This is a genomic window from Microbulbifer sp. MKSA007 (genome assembly GCA_032615215.1).
Classification (GTDB): domain Bacteria; phylum Pseudomonadota; class Gammaproteobacteria; order Pseudomonadales; family Cellvibrionaceae; genus Microbulbifer.
In genome coordinates this window covers 3414807-3428501 of sequence record CP128433.1, presented here as the reverse complement: position 1 = coordinate 3428501, position 13695 = coordinate 3414807, and the positions used below count along the sequence as shown (strand labels likewise).

Sequence of the window (13695 nt, the reverse complement as noted above, 5' to 3'; positions counted from 1 at the left end):
TGACATTGTTTCTAGAAGAAATATGGCTGACCATTTTTTTGAACTATTTTCATTCCGTTTTTGTCGTATCTCTGGATCTAATTATTGCAATGCTAGGCTACTTAAGTAAGCTAATATTACCGCGTGCATATACAGTCGAGAGGGAATTGGGAGTGTCTTCTAGTCCATAGGGATATTTGTAACTACCACGTTGAATCTTTACTGCTACCATTGTGCAAGCCAAAAGAGCCCCCTTACTTTCCAGTAAATCTCATTAACGCGTAGACAGCTAACAAAAAGTCATAGCCGCCACACATGAGGCTTTCATGTCAGATTTCTTTCGGCCTTTGAGTGACACCGTGCTTTGTAATGCAAATCCTGTTGGAGAAACAATTGGCTTCTGAAATGAAGCTTTGTTTCGAGTGCAGGGCTGTAAATGAGATGTTAATAGGTATACATTTTTCTGAAGTTGATAGTTCTTCTATTAATATCATCTGCGCGGATAAAGATGTTCATCGTTTAATATTAATTATTTAGAGTTCGCAGGAGGTTTAGTCAAGAAAATGATAACTTTTGACCTCCTATGGTGTTTGAGAATTGTGCCATAATCGAGGCTTTAGTCCGTTCGGGTTGAATAGATAATAGGTGGTATTAGGTTGATTTTTTAATTTTCCCTCTTTGTGCTTCGAACTCTTTTCATTTAAGCTGTGGTGGAATTGGTGCTCGATAAGTTCAGTTGTTATTAGTCAAATATACTGGAGGGGGAATATGTACAATACTATCCTTTGCGCTATAGAAGCGTCTCAAGAAGGGAGGCATGTGTTGTCTAAAGCGGTAGAACTATCTAAGAAATTTGATAGCAAGCTAGTAGTTTTAAATGTACTGCCTTATAGCTTCCTGCCCAAGGATTATCAAAAAGAGTTGAAAGAGAGTGCAATTCCGAAGTTTGAGGAGATTACGGAAGACTTTGGGGTTAGCAAGAGAAATCGGGCCCTTAAAGTAGGAAAGCCTTATGAGGTTATCTGTAAGGAAGCTGAAAAAAGGAAGGTGGATCTGATAGTTCTGGGAACTCACTCCAAGAAAGGTTTGAGTTCCCTGATTGGTTCTACCGCTAATAGCATAGTGAACTATGCACATTGTGATGTAACTTTGGTTCGAATCTAAGTTATAGGGACATAGTTGACTTAAAGTTTGCCTTCTATTCGTTCCTAATTCGTGATGACGCTTTTTGTAGGCCGGGCAACCGGAGTTTGCCCGGCCTACTTTGAATGTTGCTGTTTAGTTGGACGTAGCTTGGGCCGGGTAATCTGACTCCTCGCTTTTGACTTCATTGCCTTCTGAGGCGGGAGCATTACGCAGCACCAAAAAGCCAGCTGTCCCAGCGATAACCGATGCAAGCAGAATGCCGGCTTTCGCCTGAATAAGCAGTTCATTTTGTGAGCTAAATGCTAGTTCTGCGATAAAAATGGACATGGTGAACCCAATACCTGCGAGCAATGCTACACCGACAATATGTTGGAAATTCGCCGCTTTGGGCAATTGGCCCCAGCCTAGCTTCCAACCTACCCAAGTGGCCCCTACAATCCCAAGTAACTTACCGACCACCAAGCCAAAGATAACCCCGAGAGTTACCGGGTTGAGTACTGCTTCGGAGCTGCTGAAGCTGTCGACCGGAATTCCCGCGTTAGCTAGTGCAAAGATAGGTATCACTACAAACCCGACCGGAATGTGCAGGCGAGTCTCCATGCGTTGTAGCGGAGATTGGGCTAAGTTGACGCCATTACCCAAGCCCATTACGCGAGCTCGTAAATCATCGTTAGCGATAATCTTGTCACCTGGGCGGAAGCAGCGGTCAAAGCTGCGAATGATATCTTTTACGAAGGTGCTAAATGCTACAGGATCGTATTTTGGCTTGGCAGGTAATGCCATAGCGGTAATGACACCAGCGAGAGTAGCGTGGACACCAGCTGAGTGAAGTCCGTACCACAATAGACCTCCAACAAAGACATAGGCTGCGGATCGGCGAATCCCCGCAGCATTGAGCAGCCCGAGCACTGCAACCAGGCCACCTGATACGATGAGTGCTGTCATGTTTACTTGTTCTGTGTACCAGATGGCAATAACGAGAATTGCCCCTAAGTCATCTACGATCGCCAGTGCGACCAAAAAGGTCACTACTGCTCGTGGTACACGGTTGCCTAGTAGTGCAATACAGCCTACTGCAAAGGCAATGTCTGTTGCCATCGGGATACCCCAGCCTGGACCGGCTTCGGTACCTAAATTAAGGGAGCTGTATAGTAGGGCGGGCACCACCATGCCGCCGATAGCGGCCATCACAGGTAGTACTGCCTGACGGAGATCTGAGAGTTCTCCCACAAGAAACTCTCGTTTTAATTCCAAGCCGACTAGAAAGAAAAAGATGGCCATTAGGCCGTCATTGATCCAGTGATGTAGGGAAAGGGAAAATGTCCAGTCTCCTGCACCTATCGCAATAGGCATATGAAGTAGGTGCTTGTAAGCCTCTTGTAGGGGAGAGTTAGCAACAATCAAAGCGATAAGCGCAGAGAGCATTAGTAATATACCACTGCTGCTTTGACGATGAATAAATTCCTCAAAAGGAGTAACCAGGCGACCAAATGCCTCTTCTAGCGGGGCTTCAAAAATTTTTCCTTTGCGAATTTTAAATCTATTTAAAACCCCTTTACTCATCGTTGAGCATCCTCCTTTACTGACTATAGACCCTAAGAAATATAGGGCTGTTTTTTCTCGATTTCGGCTCACAGATTACCATGGAACTTGTATTTTTAACTAGATTAAAGCGCGTCACTCGGTAGCCTTCCGCAAATATGATGAATGAGAAAACCTGCGCAGTTGTCGGGGGGTTATTCGCTTCGTGTGAAAAAGTTGAGGGTGTCGATGACTTGAAATTAAACGATGCTTTTTATCGGCAGGTGACAAGTTTAATTCTAATATCATATAATTTTATTGTATTCGGGTTGTAAGGAATAATAGTTTTTTGTGTTAACTGTAATAACCAATTGTCTATGGATTTGAATGGTCTACTTTAGTTTGCCTAGCTAGTCCAAAAGGGTAGCGGTGCTACTAAGTTTCTTTGCTTGAGGTTAAGGAGAGTAGCATTGCATAGGAGCCTCCTTGTCAAATTTTCCTACCTGTTTTTGGCTCCCCAGCTGATGATTATTCAACGGCATATTATTCATTGGAGCGAGTAAAAGGAGCTGACGGAAGGAGCTTACATCTCCGGTGAGAATTTATAGATTTACAAAATATGTAGGTGGGTATTGGTTGCGAGCGTTTGTGACTAGTGATACTTCTTGCTCCATTCTTTATTTCACTCAATAGCTAATAGAAGTACCTAGTTATAGATGGGTTAGTGTAACACTCTGATGTCTTGCTCGGCCTTCGCGTAACGAAGGGATGGTAGTGGTAGAATGGTTTAAATGATGCTGCCTGCAGTAGTACCACTGGAGCAGATTCCAAGCAAAAAAGTCCTGTCTATAGCGTTATTTTGCCCATTCGGTCCCACTATTAGAACAATGCCACTTTGTTGCTTATGCACTCAAGACTTTGAGTTGAATAGACACGTTATAACAGAGGGCTTTACGCTTACCGCCCAAATACTCGATAATTAGCGCCCATATCACAGGCAGGCATTGGCACAGAGTGCAATGAAATGCTTGATACCTGTGACACTAGGATTGTATTCAAGACTTGGAGTAATCAGTGACAGCTACAGTTGAGCAAAAAGCGACCAATGTCCATTGGCATAAGGGTGATGTGACCCGCGAAAACCGGGCAAGTATCCTCGGCCACAAAGGCGTGACTCTCTGGTTCACCGGCCTTTCGGGCTCTGGTAAGAGCACTGTGGCTGTTGCCGTAGAGAAGGCTCTGGCTGCTCGTGGCGTGCTCAGTTACCGTCTGGATGGCGATAACATCCGCTTGGGCATCAATTCTAACCTTGGCTTCTCAGCTGAGGACCGCCAGGAAAATATCCGACGTGTAGGCGAAATTTCTAAGTTGTTTGCGGATACTGGCGTGGTTGTTTTATCCAGTTTTATCAGTCCGTACCGTGAAGATCGTGATTTAGTAAGAAAGATGCATGAAGCAGGTGATCTTCCGTATATGGAAGTGTTCGTAGACTGCCCACTGAAAGAGGCTGAGGCACGCGACCCCAAAGGCTTGTATAAGAAAGCTCGCGCAGGTGAGATCAAAGGTTTTACTGGTATTGATGACCCCTATGAGGCACCTGTTTCACCAGAATTGCACCTGAATACTGCTGAAATGACTCTTGAAGAGGAAGTGGAAGTGATTCTCTCCACTCTCCAGGAGAAAGGCATTATCGCTAAAGACTAGGCGGCACTGCTTTCGAAAAGGGGATCACTAGATCCCCTTTTTTGTTTTTGTCCTAAAGATATTTGCGCTTCTGCGCACCGCTCTACAAGTCCTGCCCTCTTTAAGTCTTCCTCGGCGCCAACTGCCAGTAGCCTGGGACATCCGTTCATATACTCAAGCTGTACAGAAAGTGATGTTTCCTGTGGAGGCGCTTATGTCCGTTAGGAGAGGCTGGATACTCTCTATTTTGCTCTTGGTGCTAGTGGGCCTGGGGGCAGCAGCTTGGTATGGGTATAACCAGCTGCCAAAAGTCCACGGGAGCGTAGATGCTCCGGTGTTGAAGGTTCCTGAAGGGGTGTTGGACTATCAACCTGCGCCAGCTTATTCCGGCCCTCACCCCCGAATGATGTCCCGCCCGCCTGAATATTTCCCATTTCCTATTGGCTTGGGAGAAGTCGGGCCTGTAGAGACTCTATTCAGTGGCCCAGCCAGGTACCCTCTTTATTGCGGGAAAAACAATATTACAAATAAGCAGCCCCTGGTAGACAACCAGGATGGTGAAGGGGTGCCTATCTTTGCTCTAAATGATAAGGGCAGGAAGACAAAAGAGGTTATTGGGTATAGCCGGGATTGCAGTCATGCTACAGAGGTTACCTATTTTTACCGTAGTACCACTGATGGCCAGTTTCACTATCTGCATGAGGCCAGAAATGATATCGATAAGGTGACGGTAAACGGGAAGCAGGTAGATTTTATTGTTCGTGTAGAGACAGGCACGATCAACCGTCACTTTTATGCAATAGCAGTATTAAGGGGAGAGGGTGAGTCTGCAGGTAGGCCAAGTGGTAGTAACTGGAATAAGCGGCTGATCTATCAGTTTCGTGGTGGCGTAGGCATTGGAGGGCGCCAGGGAAAAATCAACAAAGGAGATATCACCACGCGGCGAATGGATGAGCTTGCGCGCGGTTATGCGATTGTCTATTCGACCGCCAATCAGACTAGAAACCACTACAACATGTGGCTGGCAGAAGACACTGCTCGTAGAGTGAAAAAGCAATTTGTATCGTTATACGGGGATCCAATGTACACCGTTGGCATTGGGGGGTCAGGTGGAGCGATCCAGCAGTATCTATTTGCGCAGAATGCTCCGGGCCTCTTAGATGCCGCTATCCCCTTGTATTCCTACCCAGATATGGTGTCCCAAACAATCTATGCCTTCGACTGTGAGCCACTGGAGTACTTCTTTGACATTGTGGATAGGCAGAATCAACGCTGGAAAAAAGCAGAGGAGCGCACGGTTATCCAGGGGTTAGCTGCCAGTGAGAATGGTTCAAGTAAATTTGGAGTGTTGAGCTTTTTTGCTGGGATTTTTGATAGTCGCTACCGAGATAGGATGCAGGGAACCACTGAATGCGTCGAAGGGTGGCGAGGCTTAGTACCGTTGGTTAATAACCCTAACTTTGTTCACTTTGCTAAGAGTTTCGCTGCTGAGGTTGTCCCAAAAGTGCATTGGACGCACTGGGAGGACCTTCGCCAGTTTTATGGTGCAAACGCATCAGGGTACGCAAATAGTTCTTGGGACAATGAGGGGGTGCAGTACGGCCTGAAAGCCCTGGTGAACGGCGAAATCAATATAGATACATTTTTACGTGTCAATGCTGCTGTAGGTGGCTGGAAAGCACCAGAAGACCAGAGCCAAGAGCAGTTGTGGTTTATGAATGGGAATATGTTTCCGGTTCGCTTGTCCCTTTGGAGCGAGCAAAACCTCAATATGGGAACACTCCAAAAGCCGGCGAAGCGCAGCCGCGCAAGTCTGGAGGCTATTAATGGAATATATCGTTCCGGGCACGTATTCCTGGGGGATGTAGAGATCCCCATTATTGATTTGCGGCACTACCTCGATAAAGAGCCTGATATGCACCACAGCTCTGCCTCTTTTTCTGCACGCGAGCGTATTCGGCGTGCCCGTGGACATGCGGAGAATCAACTGATTTGGATGAGTGACAAAGGCTACAACCCGCTGCATGAGGCGCTGGATTTAGTTGACCGTTGGATGCAGAGCATCATAGAAAACCCAGGTAAAGGTGTAGTGGAGAACCGCCCGGATGACGCCAATGACCGATGCTTTGACAAGGAAGGAAATTTGCTGGCGTCTGGAGACAAGGTCTGGAATGGGCCTTGGAATAGCCAGGCTCCCGGGAAGTGTATGAGGGTATACCCGATCCATAGTACATCAAGGCAAGTGGCGGGGGCACCGGTGACCGATGATGTCTTTAAATGCGCTTTACAGCCGGTTGAGCGGGCGTTGGCGAAGGGGGTCTACGGTCCATTCACTGAAGAAATTTCCAGTCGTGTGGCAGATCTAAAGAGAATATTTCCTACCGGTGTGTGTAATTACAACGAGCAAGACTTGGCCCGCCCAAAAGAGCAGCTGATACCGAGGGGGATCCCAGTGAAGATAGCTGGGCATCTGTTAGACCCAGACTACCGGCAGGGTAAGGTCTTGCAGGGGGCAAGTACTGAAGAAGCGGAAATGAGGGGGTTCCTGTCTCTTTACCAGACGAATCGGATGGAAATTAATCGGACGTGATTATTTGGCGTGAAAATTGTTGACAGGAATCTACAGTCGGGTAATATGCGCCTCGCTCAAGGGGGCACGGCCCCTGAAACAAAGAGCACAGGGTGGTTAGCTCAGTTGGGAGAGCGACGGCCTTACAAGCCGTAGGTCACAGGTTCGACCCCTGTACCACCCACCAACTTCCTTAGAGGAAGTTTACTACCGAGGACCGGTAGTTCAGTTGGTTAGAATGCCGGCCTGTCACGCCGGAGGTCGCGGGTTCGAGTCCCGTCCGGTCCGCCAGACACAAAAAAAGCCCTCACATGTGAGGGCTTTTTTTGTGTCTGGCTGTAGCTGCTGTTCCCTCTCAATATTTCCGGCTCTTTATCGAGCCCCTTCTTCTCTTGTTGCCTCGTTCTTCAAATATGAGCTGGCTTCATAAGTTGTTGTCCGTGAGTGCTCTTGTGACTATTGCATACCTGGAGATGTGCGATCTGGTAAATTGGCGGGAAAAATAGTTTAACTGGTTTTCTGGTGGGTTTTATGGGGTTTCTTGAGCACTTGGACTTGGAAGTTTTTACTAAGGCAGCTGTGAAGGTTCGTTATGATCGTGTCGGTAGTCATTTATTTCCAGGAGTCGAGTTATGGGTCCGTAGAGATGACCAGCTTGACCCTTTGCTTTCCGGAAACAAGGCGTACAAGCTGATTTTTAGTTTACTTGACGCTAGGGAGGGGGGTGAAGACAATAGCGACTTGCGGTGGGGCTTGGTCTAATCATATCCACGCAACGGCCGCAGCAGGGGCTCGCTTTGGTTTCTCTACATTGGGGATTATCAGGGGGAAAGACCGCCCAGTCTCAGTGCGACTCTGCAGGATGCTGAGCGATTGGGAATGCGTTTAGTTTTTGTGACAAGAGCCCAATATCGCCGCAGGCAAGAGGTTGAATTTCTTCGTGAAATTGGAATAGACGCGGAATCTTTGTCGTTTGTCCCGGAGGGGGAGCAGGGCTGCTTGGAGTGAAAGGGGCAAAACTATTGGGTCAGGTGATAAAGGAGACTTCACCGGTAAAGTTTGATCAAGCTTGGGTTGCCTGCGGAACTGGAGCCACCTTTGCCGGATTGATTGCTGGCCTGGAGCGGATTCCAGTTGTTGGTGTTGAGGTACTTAAGGCTGGTGGCAGCATACAGTCTAGTGCTTCTCTGTGGTTGGATCAGCTTGGGGGAACATCGACAAGTTTGCTCGACCGTGAAATTGCCCATGATGTAAGTCGGCAGAACTTAGCGATCGGGAGTGGTTTTACATTATTAGGGGGCTTCACTGTGGGGGATACGGGAAGTTCCCAATAAGCTTAAGGGGATTTATTGATAAGTTTGAGAGGGGGACTGGAATCCCTCTAGACCCCGTGTATACAGGTAAGTTATTTCTGGCGCTGTCTATTTGTTCAAAGGCAGGTAAGCTTGGCAGGGGCAGCAGGGTGCTTTTGATTCACTCTGGCGGCTTACAGGGTTGCCGTGGATATCAGTGAAAATACAGTAACCTAGTCATCATTGACCTTTCAATCACATAAGAACTGCTGGTCGGTTCGACTCATTTGCACGTCTACGGCATAATAGGGAGTTGAGCGCCAGTTGCTTTTAGCTAAGCGGCTGGCAGCTAGAGATAGTTGTTGTATTTGCAAAGATACGGCGACCAAAGCGCCACGGGGGAGATGTGTCGGAATTTCAGAATGTCGGGTTAATTGGGAGAGCGGAAAGTGAAAGTACTGTTATCTCTTTAAGACGCTTAATTGCTTATCTCGAGGGAGCTGGTTATACCGTTATTTTGGAGGAAGGCACAGCTGTATTTGTTTCTGGTTATAGTGCGCTTGTTTCATCAAGAGAGCGGTTAGGAGAGCAGTGTGATCTTGTAATTGTAGTTGGAGGGGATGGGAGTCTTCTCGGGGCAGCAAGGGCCTTAGCGCGATATAGTGTTCCTCTTTTAGGTATAAATCGTGGTCGTTTAGGTTTTCTAACAGATATTACACCTGATCAGGTTGAACAGAAAGTTGGGGAGGTTTTGTCAGGTAAATACATGGCCGAGAGCCGTTTTTTATTAGATATGTCTGTTACTCGTGATGGCAAGCCTATCGGTAAAGGTTCTGCACTAAATGATGTGGTGTTGCACCCCGGCGAATTTATTCGAATGATAGAGTTTGATTTATATATAGACTCGCAGTTTGTTTATACGCAACGGTCTGATGGGTTAATCATCTCCACACCTACGGGCTCTACAGCATATGCTTTGTCCGGGGGGGCCAATAATGCATCCTAAGCTAGATGCGATTGTCCTGGTTCCACTTAACCCGCATACGCTTAGCAGTCGCCCTATTGTCGTGGAAGGAAGTAGCGAATTTAAATTGATTGTCGGCGGGCAGAGTATAGCTAGGCCTTACGTCACGTGTGATGGTCATGATCAAGTGGTTACTGAGCCTGGTGATATTATTCGAATACATAAAAAGCCCCATAGGCTTACCTTGATACATCCTATAGATCATAACTTCTATGAAACATGCAGATCCAAGCTTGGTTGGGCTGAATGAAATTGATTTATGATGTGCACGTCAAATACTTAGAGCTATAAAGCGTGTTGTGTATTAAGTTCATTATTAAATATTAAATTGAAGTTGCAGCAATATATGAATGTTTATATTTCATCAGATTTCTTAATGACCCGTGAAGATGAGCAAGACTCAAATCTTCGGTGGTTTTTTGATTTGCTAAAAAGACCTATAGAGCTAAGTACTGGTATTTGCCCGGCAGCTCTTAGAAGCGATTTTTTTGGTGGGGCTACTTTCAATCGTTCGGTTTTTTTCAAGAAATCTGGTATTTCTCTCGATATACAGGAGCTGCAATACCACTATGATGCTAGCTCTATAAATACTGACTCCCTTCAGTACTTGAAAGAGTGTTTGGGCGATGCCCTGGTTGTCGGGTATGAGCTTTCAGAGCAAACTCGAGATGTTTTAATCCGCGCTGACATTGCATATGTTGACATCTGGTTGCATCCATGTAGATATTTGGATGATATATTATTTGGGGTATCATCATCTAAAAAAGAAGTCTTTCAAGCTCTGAAAAAATATGAGCTAAATGAAGAATATTTATATCAGTATGCCACTAAATATAAGATATCTACCTATAAAGGCTGGCGGCGAGTTCTCGATAAGGTCAGTATAAAACCAAACACCGCCCTGTTTATTGGACAGACTTTATATGACAAGGCTGTTGCTAAAAATGGCAAGATGCTTACGGCAATAGATTTTATTGATAGGTTGGATAAGGCGTCAAATGAATATGCCGAAGTGTTATATAGTCGCCATCCATATGTTAAGCGTGGTGATGAAAGTATTCTGGAGTATATTAAGAGCAGCTCTAATATTAGTTTGACTAGCTATCCCGCGTATCACCTTTTAGCTCATCCTGATGTGAAGAAAGTACTTACCATTTCTTCTTCTGTCGCATGTGAAGCAAAGTATTTTGAGAAAGAAGTAGAATTCCTGCATAGACCTGTATTGGAGCTGTATGAGAAGTATTCAACCAGGAGCTATGTGACGATATTCAAAAGTATAGTTAACCCTCGCTTTTGGTCCGAGGTGCTTTCTCCAGTAATTGCGACAACCTCTGCCCCAAACGTTGAGTATTTGACTTCAGGGGAAAACCTAAGGGATATGCTCGGGTTCTATTGGAGTTATCCAGAGATAAATAAATTGGAGAACTTGCGGAGAACTGTGCGAGCCCTTGATAATAAAGTTGCAAAAATTGCCAAGACTCTCCCTCAGCTAAATAAAAGGAAATCTACTGGAAGTGTAGAGGGCGCTGCAGCGTCAATTAAAGCTTCTGGCCAGCAGTTTCAGGCTTTTGATATAGATAGCATAAAGTTGTCGATTGATAAGGTTGATTTTGTTTCCTTTGATCTCTTTGACACTTTGGTTTTCCGTTGCCTAGAAAAGCCTGGAGACCTCATTGATCTGTTTTCTAAGCAGGTTTGTGAGCATCAACTAGCAACTGCTCGTAGCTTTTCTAAAGCGAGGAATATAAGCCGACGAAATGCTGAAAGTAGCGGGTTAAAAGAGGAAGTCTTACTGCGAGATAGGTATGATGTGCTTCTTAGGGAAGAAGTCTGGAGTGAACTACAGACCTCTGGAAAGGAGCTTGAAAGAGGGGAGTTTGCACTTGATTTGAAGTGTTTAAGTGTAAGACCTGTCGGTAAGAAGCTATTTGATTACGCCTTGGCTAAGGGCAAAAAGGTTATCATTGTAACGGACACCTATTATCCTGTAGAGCTGATAGAAGAGCTGCTGTTAGAATTCGGTTACAAAGGCTATTTCAGGTTATTTAGTTCTTCAGAGGTGGGGTTAACTAAATATACTGGGAATATTTTCCCTCAAGTAATTGAGGCTCTTGAGGTTTCACCTAAAGCAGTAGTTCATATTGGCGATAATAAAATCTCAGATGTTGAAAAAGCAAATCTTCATGGAGTACAAGGGATTCATCTGCCTAGTATTGAGGATTTTTTCAAGCGATCTAGTAGGCTTTCTAGCAAAGCTTACCTATCGGATGAGATTTCAAACTCAATTTTCAAAGGCTTGTTAGCTCAAAGAAATGATAGTTTCTTGACTAAAACGATAAGCAGAACTGTGGGTGGTGGTAGTGCGATTGAGCTGGGATATCGTTCAGTCGGCCTGTTTATATATGGTTTTGCTAAGTGGATTTTAGGTAAGGCGTCGGAAGATGGTGTGACTGACTTAGTCTTTTTGTCACGTGATGGCCATGTAGTTAAAGATGTCGTCGATAATCTTCTGAAAAAAACAGGGAAAGCAGGTGTTAAGACGCATTATCTATATGCCTCTAGGCGTAGTTTGAGTGTTGTTTCAATACACACTCTAGATGATGCATTGGGTATACTGAAAAATAACTTCTCTCCAGTTGACCCAGTAACTCTATTGTCTGCCCGCTATGGTCTAGATCCTGAGGTTGTAGGCCCTGTAGTTAGGAGTATTTTTAAGCACCAAAAGCAGGTGAAATCTGCAAGTGAATCCGATATTGAAAAGTTAGGGGAAGTTTTACGTCTTTGCGAAAAACACTTGTTGGATGTTGCTGAGAGAGAGCGGGCTGCCCTCAAGGAATACTATAGTAATTCTAGTGCTTTTGATGGTGAAAAGTGCTCTATCATTGATATCGGGCATAATGGCACATTACAAAATTATATTTCTAGGTTCATGGGTATCGAGAATCTTAAAGGATATTATTTTGTTACATATGCTGGAGTTCAGTCCAACATAATTGATAGAGGGATGAGCGCTTCAGGGTATCTGGGAGAGTTTATGGATATAAACAGCCCAGAACATCCTTACCGAAAAAATTTGGTCATGTTTGAGTTGGCGTTCTTAAGTAAGGAGCAGTCATTTGTTAGGTGTAAGTTTACAAGTGAAAGAAAGGTTGAGGCTGAGTTTTTACCTTTTGAAGGGGATGAAGTCCGATCTGGATTTTCTGCTAACTTGCACCAAGGGGTGGTTGAGTTTTGCTTAGATCTGGAGGAGACGATTTGTAGGCTGGGAGTTGAGTTTGTACTTGAGCCATATGAATCGATAGGGCCTTACTTAGAGCTAATCGAGAGCCCTGAACGTCAAGATATTGTAATGTTTAAAGAGGTCACATTTGAGAACAAGTATAGCGGCAGAAGTTTGGAGTATGTTGTCGGGAATGGCCAGGTCCCAGGGCTTTGGAAGCAGGCTAACGGAACTCTAAGTGGTAGTTTAGGCCAAGAATATGATTATGTTAATGTTAAAACAGGGAATGGATTTATAAGAAGGAATTTTAAGAAAATGCTGAGTGATCGAGGGCAGATCAAAAAAGATATTATTAATATATATTCATTGATAGTTCATGGCGAGTACAGGCGGTAATTTATGGACGGTGTAAGTCATAGCAACACGATACTTTTTGAAAGCTACTCGTTTGCATATATTGGGATTCCTAAAGCAGCTAATTCGAGTGTGAAAAAGGTTTTGGCTCCTCTAGTAGGTGTTGACTTTTCTGAAGCTGTCAAGGCAAAAAATATCCACAATAGAGAGAAATATCCTTTCAATTATAAAAGCTCGAAGGCGCTATCAAAGAAAATTGATGGCTTATTTGTGTTTACTGTTGTGCGAAATCCTTGGGACAGGCTTGTATCTAGTTATAACGATAAAGTTTGTAGGGCTAATATTCACCCTCCGTTACTTAAGCTAGGTATGTATACTGGTATGCCCTTTGAGGAGTATGTTGATATAATCAGTGTCACTAAGGATCAGGATCTTGATATACATCTGCGCTCACAAACTTCTCTGATCTTTCATGATGGTAGGTTGATGCCAAATTTAATTTTAAGAATGGAGAATTTAAACTCTCACTGGAAAAGCTGTGCAAAAATTATTGAGGGTTTTGTGGGGAAGGATTTGCCTGAGATGCTTATTAGTAACTCTAAAAAGCATAGGTATTATGGTGAATATTATACGCGAGCCACAAAAAACAAGGTGGGAGATAGATTTTCTTCTGATGTAACATTATTTGGTTACGATTTCTGATTGATAGAATAAGTTAGGTTGGTGCTTCTACAGAGCTTGTATAAATGAGGCTTTGTAGAAGCTGAGGGCTCTCAAGTCCTCTTTGTATATTTTAAGAGGTTGTATTGGCTATTTGGATTTTTACGTAAGTATAAATGTAATAGCTTACCTAGTAATTTCCCTATCCTGTTTCGCTGGATAGTGATTTATAAGCCCTGCCACTTGC

Annotated in this window: 7 protein-coding genes, 2 tRNA genes and 1 pseudogene; 9 read left to right on the top strand and 1 reads right to left on the bottom strand. The window is 44.6% G+C overall.

Annotated features, from left to right (window positions below; genetic code table 11):
- Nucleotides 1-747 precede the first annotated feature (747 nt).
- Nucleotides 748-1143 carry a universal stress protein gene (locus QT397_18060; protein WNZ54770.1) on the top strand — a complete coding sequence of 132 codons (396 nt, stop codon included), beginning with the start codon at nt 748-750 and terminating at the stop codon, nt 1141-1143.
- Nucleotides 1144-1257: 114 nt separating this feature from the next.
- Here QT397_18060 and nhaA read toward each other — a convergent pair whose 3' ends face one another.
- The gene (nhaA, locus tag QT397_18055) at nt 1258-2688 is read right to left on the bottom strand and encodes a Na+/H+ antiporter NhaA (GenBank protein ID WNZ54769.1); all 1431 of its coding nucleotides are present in this window, start codon (nt 2686-2688) and stop codon (nt 1258-1260) included.
- Between the two features lie 1032 nt (nt 2689-3720).
- Between nhaA and cysC the strand changes: the two genes are divergently transcribed.
- The 8 genes and pseudogenes from cysC (at nt 3721) to QT397_18015 (ending at nt 13490) form a co-directional block, all read left to right on the top strand.
- Nucleotides 3721-4350, top strand: a complete 630-nt coding sequence (cysC, locus tag QT397_18050; protein ID WNZ54768.1) for an adenylyl-sulfate kinase — start codon at nt 3721-3723, stop codon at nt 4348-4350.
- A 193-nt stretch (nt 4351-4543) separates the two neighbouring features.
- Nucleotides 4544-6919, top strand: coding sequence for a DUF6351 family protein (locus QT397_18045; GenBank protein WNZ54767.1), 2376 nt, complete (start codon nt 4544-4546; stop codon nt 6917-6919).
- A 90-nt stretch (nt 6920-7009) separates the two neighbouring features.
- Nucleotides 7010-7085 (top strand) — tRNA-Val (locus tag QT397_18040).
- Nucleotides 7086-7112: 27 nt separating this feature from the next.
- Nucleotides 7113-7189, top strand: a tRNA-Asp gene (locus tag QT397_18035).
- A gap of 713 nt (nt 7190-7902) precedes the next feature.
- Nucleotides 7903-8232, top strand: coding sequence for a hypothetical protein (locus tag QT397_18030; GenBank protein ID WNZ54766.1), 330 nt, complete (start codon nt 7903-7905; stop codon nt 8230-8232).
- Between the two features lie 364 nt (nt 8233-8596).
- Nucleotides 8597-9464, top strand: a pseudogene (locus QT397_18025) (NAD(+) kinase).
- A 96-nt stretch (nt 9465-9560) separates the two neighbouring features.
- The gene (locus tag QT397_18020; GenBank protein ID WNZ54765.1) at nt 9561-12830 is read left to right on the top strand and encodes an HAD-IA family hydrolase; all 3270 of its coding nucleotides are present in this window, start codon (nt 9561-9563) and stop codon (nt 12828-12830) included.
- A 3-nt stretch (nt 12831-12833) separates the two neighbouring features.
- A complete protein-coding gene (locus QT397_18015; GenBank protein WNZ54764.1) occupies nt 12834-13490 on the top strand; it encodes a sulfotransferase family protein in 657 nt (218 codons plus the stop codon).
- Nucleotides 13491-13695 lie beyond the last annotated feature (205 nt).